Origin of the sequence: Nonomuraea sp. SBT364 (assembly GCF_001083785.1) — a bacterium.
Lineage (GTDB): Bacteria > Actinomycetota > Actinomycetes > Streptosporangiales > Streptosporangiaceae > Nonomuraea.
Map to the genome: position 1 here is coordinate 1 of NZ_LAVL01000163.1, position 18275 is coordinate 18275.

At 72.9% G+C, this 18275-nt stretch carries 17 protein-coding genes; 7 read left to right on the top strand and 10 right to left on the bottom strand.

Features of this window, described 5'->3' with window-relative positions:
- Nucleotides 1-422: NAD(P)/FAD-dependent oxidoreductase (locus tag ADY59_RS39390; protein ID WP_049573934.1), on the bottom strand; the 422-nt coding region annotated here is incomplete at its 3' end.
- A 124-nt stretch (nt 423-546) separates the two neighbouring features.
- Nucleotides 547-1140 carry a TetR/AcrR family transcriptional regulator gene (locus tag ADY59_RS39395; RefSeq protein ID WP_049573901.1) on the bottom strand — a complete coding sequence of 198 codons (594 nt, stop codon included), beginning with the start codon at nt 1138-1140 and terminating at the stop codon, nt 547-549.
- Nucleotides 1141-1219: 79 nt separating this feature from the next.
- Between ADY59_RS39395 and ADY59_RS39400 the strand changes: the two genes are divergently transcribed.
- Nucleotides 1220-2227, top strand: a complete 1008-nt coding sequence (locus ADY59_RS39400; protein ID WP_231619111.1) for a hypothetical protein — start codon at nt 1220-1222, stop codon at nt 2225-2227.
- A 106-nt stretch (nt 2228-2333) separates the two neighbouring features.
- Complete coding sequence (locus ADY59_RS39405) at nt 2334-3206, top strand: hypothetical protein (protein ID WP_049573907.1); 873 nt, start codon at nt 2334-2336, stop codon at nt 3204-3206.
- Nucleotides 3207-3213: 7 nt separating this feature from the next.
- Here the strand turns inward: ADY59_RS39405 and lexA are convergent, their stop codons facing one another.
- From lexA to ADY59_RS39420, 4 genes are all read right to left on the bottom strand, one after another.
- Nucleotides 3214-3882 (bottom strand): transcriptional repressor LexA, encoded by a 669-nt coding sequence (gene lexA / locus ADY59_RS39410; protein ID WP_442937785.1) that lies wholly within the window; start codon nt 3880-3882, stop codon nt 3214-3216.
- A 1-nt stretch (nt 3883) separates the two neighbouring features.
- Nucleotides 3884-4735 (bottom strand): TIGR03619 family F420-dependent LLM class oxidoreductase, encoded by an 852-nt coding sequence (locus ADY59_RS39415; RefSeq protein ID WP_049573912.1) that lies wholly within the window; start codon nt 4733-4735, stop codon nt 3884-3886.
- A 100-nt stretch (nt 4736-4835) separates the two neighbouring features.
- Entirely contained in the window at nt 4836-5012 is a 177-nt protein-coding gene (locus ADY59_RS50680; protein WP_156326002.1) for a hypothetical protein, read from the bottom strand.
- 13 nt (nt 5013-5025) lie between these two features.
- Complete coding sequence (locus ADY59_RS39420; protein WP_049573915.1) at nt 5026-5217, bottom strand: hypothetical protein; 192 nt, start codon at nt 5215-5217, stop codon at nt 5026-5028.
- Nucleotides 5218-5676: 459 nt separating this feature from the next.
- On the opposite strand from ADY59_RS39420, the gene ADY59_RS39425 reads away from it, so the two are divergent.
- A complete protein-coding gene (locus tag ADY59_RS39425) occupies nt 5677-6342 on the top strand; it encodes a hypothetical protein (RefSeq protein WP_156326004.1) in 666 nt (221 codons plus the stop codon).
- A 3-nt stretch (nt 6343-6345) separates the two neighbouring features.
- Here ADY59_RS39425 and ADY59_RS39430 read toward each other — a convergent pair whose 3' ends face one another.
- Nucleotides 6346-7896 carry an AMP-binding protein gene (locus ADY59_RS39430; RefSeq protein WP_049573920.1) on the bottom strand — a complete coding sequence of 517 codons (1551 nt, stop codon included), beginning with the start codon at nt 7894-7896 and terminating at the stop codon, nt 6346-6348.
- A gap of 162 nt (nt 7897-8058) precedes the next feature.
- On the opposite strand from ADY59_RS39430, the gene ADY59_RS39435 reads away from it, so the two are divergent.
- A complete protein-coding gene (locus tag ADY59_RS39435) occupies nt 8059-8493 on the top strand; it encodes a DUF4383 domain-containing protein (protein WP_049573923.1) in 435 nt (144 codons plus the stop codon).
- Nucleotides 8494-8773: 280 nt separating this feature from the next.
- The gene (locus ADY59_RS39440; RefSeq protein WP_063780925.1) at nt 8774-10468 is read left to right on the top strand and encodes an RICIN domain-containing protein; all 1695 of its coding nucleotides are present in this window, start codon (nt 8774-8776) and stop codon (nt 10466-10468) included.
- Nucleotides 10469-10586: 118 nt separating this feature from the next.
- Here the strand turns inward: ADY59_RS39440 and ADY59_RS50685 are convergent, their stop codons facing one another.
- A complete protein-coding gene (locus ADY59_RS50685; RefSeq protein ID WP_156326006.1) occupies nt 10587-10763 on the bottom strand; it encodes a hypothetical protein in 177 nt (58 codons plus the stop codon).
- A gap of 112 nt (nt 10764-10875) precedes the next feature.
- Between ADY59_RS50685 and ADY59_RS39445 the strand changes: the two genes are divergently transcribed.
- Nucleotides 10876-12477: a sulfatase family protein gene (locus tag ADY59_RS39445; protein WP_049573926.1), complete on the top strand. Its 1602-nt coding sequence runs from the start codon at nt 10876-10878 to the stop codon at nt 12475-12477.
- A 3-nt stretch (nt 12478-12480) separates the two neighbouring features.
- Here ADY59_RS39445 and ADY59_RS39450 read toward each other — a convergent pair whose 3' ends face one another.
- Nucleotides 12481-16422 carry a S8 family serine peptidase gene (locus tag ADY59_RS39450; protein WP_156326008.1) on the bottom strand — a complete coding sequence of 1314 codons (3942 nt, stop codon included), beginning with the start codon at nt 16420-16422 and terminating at the stop codon, nt 12481-12483.
- Nucleotides 16423-16681: 259 nt separating this feature from the next.
- Here ADY59_RS39450 and ADY59_RS39455 point away from each other — a divergent pair, with 259 nt between their 5' ends.
- Entirely contained in the window at nt 16682-16984 is a 303-nt protein-coding gene (locus tag ADY59_RS39455) for a hypothetical protein (RefSeq protein ID WP_049573931.1), read from the top strand.
- A gap of 6 nt (nt 16985-16990) precedes the next feature.
- On the opposite strand, the gene ADY59_RS39460 is transcribed toward ADY59_RS39455, so the two are convergent.
- Nucleotides 16991-18275: PP2C family protein-serine/threonine phosphatase (locus ADY59_RS39460; RefSeq protein ID WP_049573940.1), on the bottom strand; the 1285-nt coding region annotated here is incomplete at its 5' end.

Genomic DNA, 18275 nt, shown 5'->3' on the forward strand with positions numbered 1-18275 from the left:
CCACCGGGCCGCGCCGGTCCCCCCGGCACCCCGCCGGACCGCGCCGGTCCCGGTGATGTGCCGGCGTACCGTACGCCCAGGTGGACGCGCGCTCCGGCGGACTCGGCCGCGCGGCGGGCGTGCTCGTAGACGCCCGCCATGTCGGCGACCCGATACTCGTCCCGGTCGCTGGTGAGGCGGATCGGCGCCCGGCGCGACGGCGGGTACAGCAGCACGTCGCGGACGCCGGGCCCGAGCAGGTGGTCCGGCAGGTCGAAGTCGTCGAGGGTGCGGCGCACGAAGATGCCCGTCGTGCGGATGCCCGCCGAGAGCGACCGGCGACGCTCGGCCACCATCACGTTCAGTCCCTGCCGCGCGAGCAGCCGTGCCGTGTTCAGCCCGGCCAGACCGGCCCCCACGACCAGGACGTCCACTGTCTGCATACCCCGGGACGCTAGGGCCGCCGCCCGGGCCGGGGCGAGCGTTTGCACGGTACCCGCCCGATACCTCCACAGCACCGCCACACCCGGGACCGCCACACCCGGGACCGCCACACCCGGGACCGGCTCAGCTCGGGGCGGCCCCGGCGCCGATGCCGCCGACGATCAGGCCGGTCAGCGCCGTGACCGCGTCCGCGGCGGTGACCCGCCCCCGGTTCAGCTCCGCGGCGATCGCCTCGGCCGCGCCGAGCAGGCCGGCGCAGCGCAGCCGGAGGGCTTCCGGCGTGAGCCCGGTGTACGGCAGCAGCGCGCCGGCCATCAGGTCCGTGTAGTCGTCGAGCAGCTCGCGCTCGATCGCCTCCATCTCCGGATCGCCCTTGAGCGCGGCGGAGACGGCGTTCCACTCCGGCATGTCGGTGGCGCAGGCGAAGTAGGCGGCGCTCAGGACGCGGGCGATCTCGCCGGGCACGGCCGGGGCGTCACGCAGGGCCTCCTCCGACGCGGCCCGGTGCCGCTCGTCGAGCCGCCGGTAGAGCGCGATCAGCAGGCCGGGACGGGTGCCGAAGTGGTCGTAGACGATGGGCCTGCTCACCCCTGCCGCCTCGGCGAGGCTGAGCAGCGTGAGGCTGTCGGTCCCCTGGGCGCGCACGAGCGTCATGGCGGTGTCGAGCAGCTGCTCCCGCCTGGCCTGCTTGGACAGCCGGGTCGATCCGGTGGTCATCGTCCTCCCTTGCGTCACCGCCCAGTCTAAGCTACAAAATGTAAGTTACAGAATGTAGGTTAGTGAGAGAGGCGACACCGTGGAGCACTCAGTACTGATCATGGGCGGCTCGGGGCAGGCGGGCTCGGCCACCGCGGCCATCCTGCGCCGGTGGTATCCGGAGCTGCCGCTGACGATCGCGGGCCGCGATCCCGGCCGCGCCCAGCGCGTCGCCGACGAGCTCGGCGCCGCGACGGCCGTAACCATCGACCTGCGGCGGAGCGATCTCGGCCTGGGGGACGCCGGCGGCCACTCGGCCGTCGTCGCGGCCGTGTGGGACAGCCATCTGCACGGACTGCGTTACGCCCAGGACCGAGGGCTGCCGTACGTCAGCATCTCCAGCGGTCTGGTCGACATCGGCCCCGAGGTCGTCGCGGCCGGTCTGCGGGCCGGCGCGGCGCCGATCCTGCTGGCCAGCCACTGGTACGCGGGGCTCGTCGTCCTCGCGGTGCTCGGCCTCGCCGGGGAGTTCGGCCGGGTCGACACCATCGAGGTCGGCGGCGTGCTGGACGAGCGGGACAGCGGCGGGCCCGCGGCGGTGGCGGACCTGGCCCGCCTGCTGGCCGCCACCTCGGCGGGGCAGGTCCGCCGCGACGGCGTCTTCCACTGGGTCGGCGGCGCCGACGCGCGGACCGAGGTCACCAGCATCGACGGCACGGTCCTGCCCGCCCAGATCGTCCCCATCCTCGACGTGCCGAGCCTGGCCCTCGCCACGGGCGCGGCGAACGTCAGCTTCGCGTTCGCGGTCGGCGAGTCCGCGGCCCGGCGCCGCGGCGAGCCCGCTTCCACCGAGATCAGGATCGACCTCGAAGGCGTGGACCACGCGGGCGCGCCGCTCAGGACGAGCCGCTACCTCCTGCACCCGGAGGGCCAGCGCCCTCTGACGGGACTCGGCGTCGCCCTCGGCGTCGAACGGCTGCTCGGCCTGCGCGGGGACGCCGTGCCGCCCGGCATCCACACGCCCGAGGCGCTGATCGACCCCGCCTACGCGGCCGGGCGGATGAAGGAGATCGGCGCCACCTTGACCGGCGTACAAGACGCTCGCTGACTGCGCGGATCGAGAATCGCGGACGGCGCGCCCGTGAGATGATCTAGCCCATGATGCGTCTGTCAGGCACGGACCGCCCCGCCGGCCCGGTCGCGGTGATCGCCTCGTGACGCACGCGGACGACCCGGGCCTCACCAGCGTCGGGCAGATCGAGGGGTTGGGCCCGCGCCAGGTCCCCGCCGGCGACGTCGCCCTGCTCGACGAGCTGGATCCGCTGACGTGGCGGGTGGTCGCGGCCTGGCTCCAGGGCCGCCCCTCGGCGGCCCGGCGGCGGACCTGCCTGCGGGTCCTGGCCTCGTGGCTGCGCTGGCTGTACGCCTCCGAACCGGCGCTCGAACCGCTCGCGGCCTCCGGGTCCCATCTGGACGCCTACTGCTACGCCGCCCTCACCACCGGCGCCGGCACCTCCGGCAAGCCCCTGGCGAAGGCGACGGTCGCGGGCAGGCGCGCCACGCTGGCGTCCTTCTACGCCTTCGCCGGGCAGTCCGGCGCGATGCGGCGGCGCTCCCCGAACGGCACGCCGCCGCTCACCCGGACCGAACGGCGCCTGCTGCGCGGCGGGGTCGCGCGGCTGGCCGAGGACGGCCGACCGGCCGAGGCCCTGGCCGTCGCGCTGCTGGAGGCCACCGGCGCGTCGGTGGACTCCCTGGCCGCACTGACCGTGCACGACGTGCACGCGCTGCCCGGCGGCGACCATCCGCTCGTGCTCGTCCTGCGGGGCGAGCGTGACGGGCCCGTCGCGTTCCCGGTCCCGCCGCGGGTCCGGCCGCTGTTGCGCGCGCAGTGCGACGGCCGGACCCCGGGCGAGCCGCTGATCACCGGGCACGACGGCCGGGACGTGGACGTGGAGTGGCTCACGTCGGCGCTCACCGGCGCCGCACTGGCCGCCGGGTTACCCCGGCACCGGGCCGAGCTCCTGCGCCCCGACCTGCTGCGCGCCGGCACGGTGACCGGGTTCGCGCGCTCTCACGGGCCCTGACCGCCGCTCAGACGCTGCGCAGGACCGAGACCACGATGCCCAGCACCACGGCGTGGTCGCCGTCGATGACGTCGTAGGCGGGGTTGCGCGGTTCGAGGAGGACGTGGCCGTCGCGCCGGCGGAAAACCTTGACGGTGGCCTCGCCGTCGATCATCGCGGCGACGATCTGGCCCGAGTGCGCCTCGGGCTGCTGGCGCACCACGACGAGGTCGCCGTCGCAGATCGCGGCGTCGACCATGGAGTCACCCCGCACCCGCAGGCCGAACACGTTGCCCCGCCCGATGAGGTCACGGGGCAGGGTCAGCGTGTCGTCCACGTACTCGTCGGCCGGGATGGGGACGCCCGCGGCGATGTCGCCGACCACGGGCACGCTCACCAGGTCGCGGGCCGGTTCGGGCGCCGGGCCGCGCAGGAAGAGGCGCACGTCGATCGGCCGGGTCATCGCCGGCCCCCGGTGCAGGAACCCCTTCTCCTCCAGGGCCTTCAGGTGCTTCGACACCGAGGACGGCGACCGCAGCCCGACGGCGTGGCCGAGCTCGCGGGTGCTCGGCGGATAGCCGTGCCTGACCACCCAGTCGCGGATCACGGCCAGGATCCGCTGCTGGCGCGGCGGCAGGGCCGAGACGTTCAGGTGCTCGAACAGATCGGGATCGTCGTAGGCGGTCACGTGCGAAATGCTAGGGCAGGAAGCCGCATCGCCCGGCGAAGGCCGACAGTTGTTCGCGTTGCTCGCCGGGGTCGGTGGCCGAGGAGCTGACGACCAGGCGGGTCACGCCCTGCGCGTCGAGTTCGGCGACGCGGCCGGCGGGCATGTCGATCGACCCGAACCGCGTGTACTCCAGCGCGTCCGGGTCGCGCCCCGCCTCCGCGGCGGCGGCCCGGGCGAGTTCCCACTGCGCGGCCCGTTCCTCCGCGCCGAGCGAGCCGCCGGGGAAGTAGCCGTCGCCCCGCCGGCCCGCCCGGCGAGCGGCGGCCGGGGTCGATCCCCCGACGTGGATCGGCAGCAGTCCGGCAGGCTTGGGATAGCTGCAGAGGCGGTCGAACGAGAAGAACTCGCCGGTGAAGCTGACCCCCTCCTCGCCGCCCGCCCAGAGCAGTCGCAGCACGTCGATGGCCTCGTCGGCGCGGCGGCCCCGGCCGGCGAAGTCGACCCCCACCGCCTCGGCCTCGCCCGGGAGCGCGCCCAGCCCGACGGTGAGCAGGCGCATCCGGCCCTTGGACAGCACGTCGATCGTGGCCAGCCGCTTGGCGAGGATCACCGGATGGTGGTACGGCAGCAGCAGCACGCCGGTGCCGAGCAGGATCCGCTCGGTGGTCGCGGCGACGAAGGCCAGCGCGTCGAGCGGGTCGACGTACGGCAGCGACGGCGGCAGCTCGAACGCGCCCACCTTGGCGCCCGGATAGAGCACGATGTGCTCGGGCATGTACAGCGACTCGAACCCGCACTCCTCCGCCAGCCGGGCGAACGCCACGAGCTTGTCGGGATCGGCCCCGTGGTAGGGCGTTGCGTAGCTGATTCCGAACTTCATCAGTCTTCCCCGATTCGGTGCGGCGGCTGACGTCAGCCGCCGGTACGCCGCCAGGCTAGAAGCTTGACACCGGCGTCAAGGCAACTCCCCGCCCGCGCGACTACGGGTCGCGCCTGCTCAGGAGCCTGGGCAGGGCGGCCAGCGTCGCCCCGCCCGCGCCGCCGCCGCTGAGCAGGGCGCCCGGCCATTGCGCGCCGGTGGCCAGGACGAGCGCGCAGGTGATCGCGGCGACCATGACGGCCAGGGTGAGCGTGAGCAGTTGACGCGTGGTGAACATCGGTCCTCTTTCCTCAGGTGCGGTCGTCGGCCCAGAAGTCGATGAGCTCTTCCGGGGTGAGGTCGTCCGGGCGCCCGGCGGGCGGCGTGCGTCCCGTCGCGAGCACCCAGGTCGTCAGGAGCGTGACCAGCAGGTGCTCGTCCGCCGGACAGGGAGCGTCGGCGCAGTACACGATGCTGGACGGGCGGGCCGTGAGTAACGGCATGGATGGTGGCCTCCCGAAGAGCAGCGCGATGAATGCGGCCAACCATGCGGCCCGGGGAAGCTCGCGGGCCAGCGATCCACGCGTGCCCGGACGGAGCCGTACGAGACCGAACCGGGCCGCCGGGGCGCCAAACTTTCCCAGCCCTCCGACATCGTCCGGCTTCCTCCGGATTTATCTCATAAATAGCGACAAAAGCGCTGCTAGCTCCCCGAATCGGCAGCTGGGGCTGGTGGGGCAATGATCATCCGGAGTGGCCGGAGCAACCGGATGAGATGGAATCCGCAAAGTGTCATCGACTGCGAGACTATTTCTGAAAATATGGCGACACTTGTTGACCTTTCGACTCCATCAAGGACGATGACTGACACTCCACGGGCAGGATCACATTCCGCCTTCATAGCCGCGCTCATAGAGCTGCGGGAATCGGCCGGCCAGCCGAGCTATTCAGAGATGCACCGGTTGTCACGCGCGCCGGACGTCCCCAAGGAACTGCCCGCGAGCACGGTCAGCGACATCCTCACGGGCAAGCGGGAACGCCTGCCCGACTGGAAGCTGGTCGTCTCCTTCGTGATGGTCTGTCACCGGTATGCCGGGGAGAGCGGCCTGCCCGGGGACGCCCTCGGCACCGTGGAGCAGTGGCAGGCCCGCTGGCGCGCCGCCAGGAACGAGCCGGCCAGGCCGCACCCCACCGGCTCCTACGACCTCTACGGAACCCCGGCCGACGAGGCCGAGCGACGCGCCACCAGGACCGTCGCGCGCCTGGTCCGCCTGGCGGGCGACGGCGACGCCGAGTCGGCCTACCGGCTGGCGATCATCCACGTGCTGGCCGGCGAGTCGGCGGAGGCGCGCTACTGGATCCACATCGCGGTCCAGAAGCGTCACCCCGGCGCCGAGGCGTTCGCCGGCAACCGGCACCCGATCGAGTTCGCGGCGAACCTGTCGTTCGCCTACGGCCAGGCCTACGAGCAGGAGGGGCACGCCAAGCGCGACATCGCCAGGTTCTACTACGGGCTCGCCGCCCGCCACGGCCACCCGCACGCCACCGAACGGCTCCGGGTCCTGCGCGCCGTCCCGTTCGGCAAGCTGCTGCCCGCGCCCGTCGGGAGCGACCGCCGGCCCGGATGACGGTCAGATCCGGCGGGCGCCGTCCTGCCAGTAGGGGTCGCGCAGCAGCCGCTTGTACAGCTTGCCGGTGGGGGTGCGCGGCAGTTCGGGGACGAAGTCGATCGACCGGGGCACCTTGTACCCGGCCAGCGAGGCACGGCAGTGGGCGATCAGCTCGCCGGGCAGATCGCCGCCGGGCTCGACGCCGTCCACCAGCTCGACGGCGGCCTTGACCTGCTCGCCGAACTCCTCGTCCGGCACCCCGAACACCGCGACGTCCCGGACGGCCGGGTGGGTGATCAGCACGCTCTCGATCTCGGCCGGGTAGATGTTCACGCCCCCGCTGATGATCATGTCGATCGCGCGGTCGCACAGGAACAGGTAGCCGTCCTCGTCGAAGTAGCCGATGTCGCCGGTGGTGAACAGGCCGTCGGTCCGGTGGATCGAGGCGGTCTTGTCCGGGTCTCCCCAGTATTCGACGTCGTCGCCGTTGGTGTAGCGGAACCAGATCTGGCCCTGCTCCCCCGGCTTGGCGGGCGTGCCGTCGTCCAGCAGGATGTGGATCTCGGTCATCGGCTGCGGCCGTCCGACGCTGCCGGGCTTGGCCAGCCACTCCTCCGCGGTGATGACCGTGTTGATGCCCGCCTCGGTCGAGCCGTAGTACTCGTGCACGACCGGGCCGATCCAGTCGATGATCTGGTGCTTGACCTGCCGCGGGCAGGGCGCGGCGCCGTGCCAGACGGAGGTGAGGCTCGCCCCGGAGAAGGCGTCCCGGGTGGCGGCGTCCAGGCGCAGCAGGCGGACGAACTGCGTGGGCACCAGGTGGACGTTGGTGATCCCGTACTCGTCGATCAGCCGCAGCGTCTCGGCGGGGTCGAACCCGCGCCGCATGACCACCGGGCAGCCGCCCATGAGCGCCATGAACGAGAACATCCACTGGGCCGAGTGGTAGGCGGGGCCGGCCAGCAGCGTGCGGCCCCCGTCGGGCACGGTGAAGGTCTGGCCGAAGCGGTCGGCGGCCATGGCGAGGGCCTCGACGGGCATGCCGACGGTGGACTGCTTGCGGCTGACGCCCTTGGGCCTGCCGGTGGTCCCGGATGTGTAGAACATCGGGCTGCCCATGACCTGGAGCTCCGGCTCGCCGGACGGGCCCGCGGCGATGAAGTCCTCGTACGGGACGAACCCCTCGATGCCGGTGCCGAACGCCACCCGGGCGGCCAGGTCGAGCCCTTCGGCGGCCTCGGTCGCCTGCGCGGCGAAGGCCGGGTCGGACAACAGGACGCGCACGCCCGCGTCCCGCAGGACGTAGCCGAGTTCCTGGGCGGTCCAGTGCCAGTTGACCAGCACGTACCGCAGGCCGATGTGGCTGGCGGCGGCCATGACCTCGAAGTATTCGCGGCGGTTGGCCGCGTGGAGGGCCACGACGTCACCGGCGGACAGGCCCGCGCCGAGGAGCGCGCCGGCCAGGCGGTCGACCCGCTCGTCCAGCTCACGCCACGTGGTGGCGCCGTCCTCGTCGGCCAGAGCGAGGCCGTCCGGCCTCGTCTCGGCGAAGCGGCGCAGCAGTCGGGCCATCGCTGATCTCCACTCTCGAGTCAATAATAGAATTGAATTCTAGAGGTTGGTTCATCGATTAGACCACGCACCGGACCGGCTGTGAAGCCCTGTGCCCGTCATCTCGTTACCCGGCGTGCCGCGTGGGTAGGCGCAGTCTCGTCCTACCCGAGAGGAGGTCGCATGAGCACCACTCCTACGCGAACCGCCCGGACGCCGGTGCAAGTCGCGGCACTGGTCGTCGGCCTGGTATTTCTCCTGGTCGGCGTGCTTGGCTTCATCCCCGGCGTGACCACGGGCTACGACAGCATGCAGTTCGCCGGTCACCACTCCGACGCGATGCTGCTGGGCGTCTTCGAGGTCTCCATCCTGCACAACATCGTGCACCTGCTGTTCGGCGTCGCCGGCGTCCTGCTGGCCCGCACCTGGAGCGGCGCACGGAACTTCCTCATCGGCGGGGGCGTCATCTACCTGCTGCTGTGGATCTACGGCCTGCTGGTCCCGCATGACAGCCAGGCCAACTTCGTCCCGCTGAACGCCGCGGACAACTGGCTTCACCTGATCCTCGGCGTCGGCATGATCGCCCTGGGATTCCTCCTCACGCGCCGCAAGGTGTAGCACGGGGGAATCGAAGAGGAGGGTGGGTTCGCCCCGCCCTCCTCTTCGTCTTGCCTGCGTCGCTCTGCAAGGAATCAAGGCTTCTTGCAAGCGGTTGTTGCAAAAATCCTGGACTAGACCAGGCAGAACTCCTGGCAGCGTTTGCAGTTTTACTCAGGCGTATTGACGTTTCGGGCGTGTAACGCCACCGTGTGCGCAACCGGTTGGTGTCGGAATGCGCCGCGCGCCACCGAGCTCTGGGCCCGGCGCTTGATCCGCAATCCCCCGAACGGAGCTGGACGTGCGCAAGCAAGAACACCTTGGCAGGCGGCTGGCGATCGTGCTGTCCGCCGGCATCCTCACCACCGGCGGGCTGGTCGCCGCGCTCAACGCGCCGGCCTCGGCCGCCCCGGCCAGCGGCGACTACACGCTGGTCAACGCGGGCAGCGGCCTGTGCGCCGCCGTCCCGGGAGCCACCACGGCCGACGGTACGCAACTCGTGCAGGACACCTGTGCCGGAACCGGCGGGCAGGTCTTCACCGTGACCGCCTCCGGCGGCGACTACCAGATCAAGGCCGCGCACAGCGGCAAGTGCCTGGGCGTACGCGGCGCCTCCACCAGCGCGGGCAAGCCCGTCCAGCAGGAGTCGTGCACCGGCGCCGCCTCCCAGACCTGGCGGCTGACCGAGTCCGGGTCCAACCACCGGGTGGTCAACGCCAACGGCGGCAAGTGCCTGAACGTCAAGGACAACTCCACCTCCTCCGGCGCCCTGCTCCAGCAGAACTCCTGCGACTCGGTCTCCACCAAGCAGTGGACGCTGCGGCCCGCGGGTGGCACCCCGACGACCAGCCCCACCCCCACTCCCACCGTCTCGCCGACCGTCACACCGACCGTCACCCCGCCGCCGTCCGGCGACACGCTGTACGTGGCGCCCAACGGCAGGGACGGCGCGGCCGGGACCCGGTCCGACCCCACGACGCTCACCTCGGCGATCACCCGGGTCACCGCCGGGGGCACGATCTACCTGCGCGGCGGCACGTACGCCTTCTCCCAGACGGTCGCCATCGCGCCGGGCAACGACGGCACCTCCGGCGCCCGTAAGAAGCTGGCCGCCTATCCTGGCGAGACGCCGATCCTGAACTTCTCCGGCCAGAGCGAGGACCCGGCCAACCGCGGGCTGGCCCTGAACGCGTCGTACTGGCACGTCCACGGCATCGTGGTCGAGCGGGCCGGCGACAACGGGATCTTCGTCGGCGGCAGCCACAACATCATCGAACGCACGGTGACGCGGTACAACCGGGACACCGGGCTGCAGTTGTCGCGCATCGTCTCCAGTACGCCGCGCGACCAGTGGCCGGCGGACAACCTCGTCCTGAGCGCGCTGTCGCACGACAACGCCGACTCCGACGGCGAGGACGCCGACGGCTTCGCCGCCAAGCTCACCGTCGGGTCCGGCAACGTCTTCCGCTACGCCGTGGCCCGCAACAACATCGACGACGGCTGGGACCTCTACACCAAGACCGACACCGGCGCCATCGGCCCGGTGACGATCGAGGACTCGCTGTCGTACGACAACGGCACGCTGAGCAACGGCGGCCAGGCCGGCAACGGCGACCGCAACGGCTACAAGCTGGGCGGCGAGGACATCCCGGTCAACCATGTCATCCGGCGCAGCATCGCCTACAACAACGGCAAGCACGGCTTCACCTACAACCGCAACCCCGGCACGATGACGATGACGGGCAACGTCAGCATCGACAACACCGAGCGCAACTTCTCGTTCGACGCAGGATCGACGGTGTTCCGCGACAACGTCTCGTGCCGTGACGGCGACGGGAGCAACGACAAGACCGTGGGTTCCGCCGACGGCTCCAACCAGTTCTGGACCGGCTCGAACGGGTCCCGGTGCTCCTCCTACAGCGGCGCCCTGAACTGGTCGTTCGCCTCCGACGGGCGTCTCGTCGTGACGTTCGGCGGCACCCCGGTGGCGCCGTAACGTCCCCCTCCGGGCCCCCACCTCGCGCGCCGGGGTGGGGGCCCTTCGTCGTCTGCTTCCCGGCGAGCCGCTGCCCACCTGGGCCCGCCCCGCCCTGCCGGCTCATCCCTCGGCCGGGTCAGCCGGGGGCTGTCAGGGCGGCGTCGTCGGCTGCGGCTTCCTCCTCCGTCCACGGCGACGGTGGCGGGCGGTCCAGGCGCCGGCGTACGGATTCGGCGACCCGGGCGGCGGGGTCGCCGGGGAGCGGGGTGGTCCTCCGGTGGACCACCATGACCTCGTCGCCGCGCCCTGCCACGGCGCTCTCGGTTCCCAGAAACCCCTCAGGGGGAATCCGCTACCGTTCGCCATCAGCGTGATTACTGTGCTTTACACCTCAAACGTGACAACAGTAAAGAGCTGCCTGAATCATGCGAATCCCCAGCAAACGCCTCGCCGCGGCGGCCGCGGCCAGCGCGCTGGCGCTCTCCGGCGCCTCCCCGGCGAGCGCCCTCGTGGAGCGGCTCCAGCAGCCGCACCCCAAGCAGCCGAACATCGTGTTCTTCCTCGTCGACGACATGTCAGCGGATCTGCTGAATTACATGGACACCGTCAGAAGCCTCGGCCGCGACGGCACGACGTTCACCGACTACTACGTGTCCAACTCGCTGTGCTGCCCGTCGCGCGCCTCGACGTTCACCGGGGAGTTCCCGCACAACACGGGCGTGGAGACCAACAAGGGATCCGACAGGGGCGGCTACGCGGCCTTCGCCGAGCACGAGGGCCGGACCTACGCCACCGCGCTCCGCGACGCCGGCTACCGCACCGGCTACCTGGGCAAGTACATCAACGAGTACCCCGTGGGCGCCGACTACAAGGTGCCGCCGGGCTGGGCCGAGTGGCACGTGGCCGGCGGCGGTGGCTACAACGAGTTCCGCTACCAGCTCACCGGCTACGTCGAGGAGGAGACCGCGGGGCGCAAGCCGATCGGCTCCGGCGGCAAGTACCTGGTGGACGTGCTGGGCAGGCGCGCCGTCGACTTCATCGAGCGCTCCCGTGAGCACGCCCCGGGCAAGCCGTTCTTCCTGCAGGTGGCGCCGTTCTCGCCGCATGCCAGGGTCGGGGTGAAGCCGGGCGAGAAGGAGCCCCGCTTCCCGCCCGCCTACCGGGACCGGCCCAGGACGGCGTGGCCGGCCGGGCAGTTCCCGCACGGCGACTGCGGCGGCGTCGACTGCGCCACCGTCGACGTCACCTCGCTGCCGGCCTTCGACGAGGACACCTCCGACAAGCCGGCCTGGGTCCGCAGGCAGCGGATCGGCGCCAAGCTCACCAAGGAGCTGCGCGCCGATTTCCGCGACCGCGTGCGCATGGTGCAGTCCGTCGACGACATGGTGGAACGGGTCATGTCGGCGCTCACGGCCGAGGAGAAGCGCAACACCTACATCGTGTTCACCTCGGACAACGGCTTCCATCTCGGCCAGCATCGGCTGGTGCGCGGCAAGTCCACCGCCTACGACCACGACGTCCGGGTGCCGCTGCTGGTCAAGCGCCCGGCCGCCGGGCGGCACGGCGACCTCGTCAGCGACCGGATCGCGCAGAACGTCGACCTCTTCGCGACCTTCCTCGACATCGCCGGCGTCGACCGGGCGCGGCGCGACAGCCGCGACGGCCGCAGCCTCCTGCCGCTCATCTCCGGGCACCGGCCGAAGGACTGGCGCGACGCCGCCCTGATCGAGCACGTCAGGCCGGACCCGGACGCGGCGGGCGAGCCGGACCCGGACGCCGACGACCTGAAGCCGGGCAACGCCGGGCCGCCCAGCTACGCCGCGGTGCGCACGGCGGACGAGCTCTACGTCGAGTACCGGGGCGTCGCCGAGCCCGAGTACTACAACACCGCGACCGACCCCCACCAGGAGCGCAACGACCCCGGCGACCCGCGCACCGCCGGCCTGGCCGAGGCGCTCGACAAGCTGGCGGACTGCGGCCGTCCCGGCCAGGCGGACTGCTGGACGGCCGCGCACCTCGGCTCCTGAGGGTCAGCAGTCCTGGCGGGACAGGGTGAGGTCGCGGCGGACGTCGCCGTACGGCAGCAGCCGGGCGGTGAACTCCGCCGGGCGGTGTCCCCCGGCCGTGACCGTCACCCCGGCGCGCGGCAGGCCGCCCGGCAGCCGGCCGGCGTAGCGGCCGTCGGGGCCGGTGCTCAGGGTCCACGAGTCGCGGCCCCGCCCGACGGTCACCGTCGCGCCGGGCAGGGGCGCGGTGGTCCCGTCACAGGCGCGTGACAGCACCCGGCCGGACAGCCGCGCCCAGTGCCGGGGCGCCTCCGCCTCCAGGGTGACGCCGATGCCCGGCGTGGCGTACGGCGTGTCCTCGCGCACGGCCAGCTCCGCCCGGTACGTGCCGGGCCGGGTGAGCTCGCGGGCGTCGAGGGTGACGGTGACCCGCACGCTGCGGCCGGGCGCGAGCGTGCCCCGCCCCGGGTCGGCGCTCAGCCACTCCGCGCCGGTCCCGGCCGGCTCGCAGTCGTCGTAGCCGGGCAGCCTCTCGTTGTACGGCATCACGCGCGGCCCGTCACCTCCGCCGATCTTGAAGAAGCCGCAGGCCGCGGCGCCGCGCCACAGGGCGTTGCCCGAGTTCGGCAGCGCCGTCCAGGTGTCGGCGTCGGCGTCGTAGGCGAACGCCTCGTTGGTCAGCACGCTGCCGCCCTTGGCCACGCCGCCCGCGACCAGCAGTTTCCCGTTCGCCACCGCGTAACTGGCGGCCCACAGGTCGAGCGGCAGGTCGGCGACCCTGGTCCAGGCGTCGCGCACCGGGTCGTAGGCGTAGGCGTGCTGGGTGCCGTGCGGCCCGGCGGCCAGCCCGCCGGCGCAGTAGACCTGCCCGCCGAGCGCGCCGCAGGACGCCCAGGAGATCGGCTCGGGGTACGGCGCGACGGCCGTGAAGCTGTCGCTCGCCACGTCGTACACCGTGACCTGGTCCGTGGCCTCCTGGCACTCGCCGGCGCAGCCGCCGACGGAGTAGATCTTCCCGTCGAGGACGGCCGAACCGGCCGCGCCCCAGGGCCGCGGGTTGTCCGCGCCGGTGCTCCAGGCATCGGTCGCGGGGTCGTACACCAGGGTGGCGGCGCCGGCGGCGCCCCCGGCTCCCCAGCCGGAGACGACGTAGAACCTGCCGTCGACGAACGCCGCTGCGGGCTTCTGCCGCGCCTGCGGCATGTCGGCGAGCCGCGTCCACGTCCCCGCGCCCGGGTCGTGGACGTACGACGCGGGGGTCGGGCCCTCGCCGCGGAGCGAGCCGCCGAAGGAGTACACCTTGCCGTCGTGGTAGGCGGCGGCGTTGTCCCTGATGCTGGTCGGGTAGTCGGCGATCGCCGTCCACGGGGCGGCGTCCGTGCCCGGACGGGCCGTGCCCTCGCCGGCCGGGGGCGCGGTGACGGCGGCGGGTGAGAGCCCGGCCACCTCGACCCTGCGGGCGGGCCCGCCGTTCGCGGTGGGCGCGTCCCGGTCGTCCGCCGGGCGGTGCGCCGCGTCCCGCCGCTCGCCGGTGATCTCGTACGTGAGCGGCGCGGTGCCCCGGTTGGTGAGGGTCAGGCGCTTGCGTACCTTCTTGCCGAGCCGCACCTCCTCCGACAGGTCGCCGGCCTCGACGGCGAGCCGGCCCGAGGCGAGCGCGAAGTCCGTCCTGGACACCTGGCCGGGGGCGGTCTCGACGGGGGCGGAGGCGGGCCGGTAGCCGCGCTGGGTGACGGTGAGGACGCGCCGCTCCGCCATCGCGGAGAACACCCAGTAGAACCCGTCCGGCAGCGCCGGGTCGTCCGGCGTGGCCACGGTGTCGGCGGAGGCGCCGGCACCGGTCGTGGCTGTGGCTGTGGCTGTGGCTGTGGCGGTGGCTGTGACAGTAGCTGTGACGACGGGCTTTCCGGTGTTGGCGTCGGTCACCGCGCCGTGCACGAGCGAGCCCGGCACCGGCCGGCACTCCCCGTCGCGGGCGGCGTACCCCGGAGCGGAGCAGGACGCGGTGTCGATCGGCGGCGCGAAGTCCGCGGAGGTGTCGCCCGCGACGGTGATCTCGCCGGTGACCGGCCGGTAGCCGGGAAGACGCGGGGTGACGGTCACCCGGTAGGTGCCGCCCACGGGCAGCTCGGCGGCCACCCGCCCGTCGCCGGGCGCCGTGAACCAGGTGCGCGGCGCCCCCTCGACGGCGAGTTCGGCGTAGAGCGGCCACCCCTGGCCGGAGCCGTCCGCGGCCCGGACCGTCACGGTCGCCCGGGGCGTCGGCTCCAGGGCGGCGTCCCGGGTGACCGGCTGCCCGCCGCTCACCCGTACGCCGTCGATCGTCCGGGTGTCGTGGCCGAAGTGGGTGATGGTCAGGGTGTGCTCGCCCGGGTCGAGGTGGAGCCGGTAGGAGCCGTCCCCGGCCGTGGTGGTGTCCAGCTCGCGCGGCCCGGCGGCGGCGACGCGCGCCCCCGCCACGGGCTCGCCGGTGCGCGCGTCGGTGACCGTGCCGGTCAGCTCGCCGGTGCCGGTGCGGGGGGACGCGCCGATGGCCCGGTGCACGTCGAGCATGCCCTCGCCGTACACGTTGTTGTCCCCGGCGGTGCCGCCGCACGTGGTGTCGGCGTGGTCGCGGGCGGTGCGGTCGAGGACGGCGCGGGTGGCGGGGATGTCGCCGGCCAGCGCGGGAGCGGCCGACCAGAGCAGCGCGACCGCGCCGCTCACGTGCGGGGTGGCCATCGAGGTGCCGTTCTGCACCTGGTAGCCGCCGCCGGGCGCGCTGGAGCGGACGCCCTGGCCGGGCGCGACGATGTCCGGCTTGCCGCCGGCCCCGGCCGCGCCCCGGGAGGAGAACCAGGCCACCTGCCCCCTGCTGTCGACGGCTCCGACGGCGTACGACTCGGGGTAGTCCCCCGGTGAGCTCTGCGTCTCGCACTTGGGCCCGTTGTTGCCCGCGGCGAAGGCCGGGAAGATGCCGGCGGCGACCCACTGGCGGACGTAGTCCTGGTACCAGGGGTTGCCCGGCGCCGAGGACCAGGAGTTGTTGATGACGTCCGGCCGCCTGGACGGGTCCGGGCCGGAGCCGTCCAGCGCCGTCGGCGCGAGCATCCACTGCGCGGCGAGCGCCAGCGCGAGCTCCTCGCACACGTAGTCGACGCAGCCCTTGGCGGCGATCCAGCGGGCGCCGGGCGCCACGCCGATCTTGTTCCCGGCGCCGCCGTCGCCCACCATCGTGCCCATGGTGTGGGTGCCGTGGCCGTAGTTGTCGCACGGGTCCGACGATGGGTCACCGCAGACGCCGGTGGGGTCGTACCAGTTGTAGTCGTGCGTGAAGGTCCCGTCGCCGCCGTTGCCCCGGTAGGAGGCGACGAGGGCGGGGTGCCGGAAGTCCACGCCGGAGTCGATGTTGGCGACCACGACGCCACGCCCGGTCACCTGGTAGTCGTCCCACACGCGGTCGGCGTGGATGGCGCTCAGCCCCCACTCCACCGGCCCCGCGGCGGCGACGCGGTCGCCCGGCGCCGGCTCGGGCAGCCGGTACGTGGCGGGCATGCGGACGCGCGCGACGGCCGGGTCGGCGGCCAGCTTCCCGGCCAGCTCGGCGGAGCCGTCGTGCACGTAGATGGCGTTGCTGATGTGCAGGGACGTGTGACGGGCGCCCGCCTCCCGCAGCACGCCGAGCGCCCCGGCCTGGCTGGCCTCGGCCGTCGAGCGCAGCTCGTTCACCACGGCCGCGCCGCGCGCCGTCCAGTCCCGGACCCGCGCCGCCCGCTCCAGCTCGGCGCGGGCCTTGAACTCCACCCAGAAGTCGGCCCGGCCGGCGGCCAGCCGCGCCGACAGCTCGGGCTGGATCGGGCCCCCGGGATCCGGGCCGGCCGCCGCTCCCGCCGGGGCGGGCACGACGAGCGCGGCCAGGACGAGAAGCACGGCCGGCACCACCCGGCGCAGGTGACGGATGGTGTTCGACGGGGTGTCCCGCAACACGGAGCCTCCAGAACGCGCGGCGCCGGCCGTCGCCTTCGACGGCGTCACGAACGCCGCCGAGCAGCCTGGCCCACGCACCCACCCCGATCAAGGCCGAGCTCCTGGCGACATGACGACATGACAGGTGTCCGCCACGGGACGCCGCGACCGCGCTCCGGCGCGGTAGCGTGGCATCAGGTCCCACGTCGGAGGTGATCACGGTGCGCCAGGTCTTGTGACGGCCCCATCCCGGGGCGTCGCGGAGCCGAAAGGTGACCGTATGAGCAAGACCGACAAGACCCGGCCCTGGTGGGTGCGGCTGGCCGACGCGCCGATGACGACCTGCCTGCCCGTTCACGATCATCGGTTCGGGCCGTGCACCCTGCCGGACGAGATCACCGCCGACGGGGCGTCGCTGTCGTCGCGCACGAGCGGCTGCTACTGGCGTGCCTCCAACCACTTCCTGTTCGACCGAGGCGGTGTCAGCGGGGGCCGGGAGTGGCACGACATCTGCCGTGAGGAGCGCCGGCGCGCCCGTCGCCGTGCCCGCCGCGAGCTGCGCGCCTACCGGGGCGAGGACTGACGGCGGTCAGGCTTCCCGGTGCGGGGCGGCGGGTTCGGCCAGACGCAGCGCCAGCAGGGCGACGTCGTCGGTGAACTCGTCGCCCCGGTGGCCCAGCAAGCGCTCGCACATCTCGTCGACGGGCAGGTGGCGCAGCTCGCCCGCGGCTCTGGCCAGGCTGTCCATGCCCTCGTCCAGGCCGCGGGCGGGGTCCTCGATGAGCCCGTCGGTGTAGAGCACGAGGGTGGATCCGGCCGGGATGACGTGCTCGTGGTCGGGGCGGGGCAGCTCCTGGGTGACGCCGAGCGGATGGCCGCTGTCGGCGCGCAGGTAGCGGGCCGGGCCGTCGGCGGGGACCACCAGCGGAGGCGGATGCCCGGCGCTGCCCCACCGCAGCCGCCACTCGTCGCCGTGCTTCTCCAGGCGGGCCAGCAGGACGGTGGCCATCGGGCCGCCGTGCAGGCCGTGCAGCACCTCGTCCAGGCGTTGCAGGATGCGGGAGGGCGGCTCGCACTGCTCGTAGGCGATCACCCGGAGCATGTTGCTGATCTGGCTCATGACGGTGGCCGACCTCAGGTCGTGGCCCATCACGTCGCCGACCATCAGGCAGGGCACGCCGTCGGGCAGGATGATCGCGTCGTACCAGTCGCCGCCGATCGACGGGACGGCGCTGGACGGGCGGTAGCGGGCGCAGGCCCGCAGGCCGCCCAGGTCGGGCAGCCGCGGGAGGAGGCTGCGCTGGAACTCCTCGGTGCTGCGCCGGATCCGCTCGTACAGGCGGGCGTTCTCGATGGCGACGCCGGCCGCGCTGGCCAGCGCCGCGATGATCTGCTCGTCGTCGCGGGTGAACGGCTCCCCGGAGCACTTGTCGGCGAAGTACATGTTGCCGTAGACGGTGCCCCGTACCAGGATCGGCGTGCCCAGCAGGGTCCGCATCACCGGGTGGCCGGTGGGGAACTCGCGGAACCTGGGATGGGCCGCCACGTCGTCCACCCGCAGCGGGCGGGGATGACTCACCAGCTCCTCCAGCAGCCCGTGGGTGGTCGGCAGCCGCCCGATGGTGTCGTACACCTCCTGGGAGATCCCGCTGGTGAACAGGTCGGCGAACGCGCCCTGCTCGTCCAGCACGCCCAGGGCGCCGTAGCGGGCGTCGACCAGGCCCGCCGAGACCTCCACGATGGTGCGCAACGCGGTGTCCAGCTCCAGCTCGGAACTGATCGCCAGAACGGCCGCCAGCAGGCGCCGCATCCGCTCGTGCGGCTCCTCGCCCTGCCCCGGGCCCGCCTTCTCGCCCACCTCACCCCCCGAGATC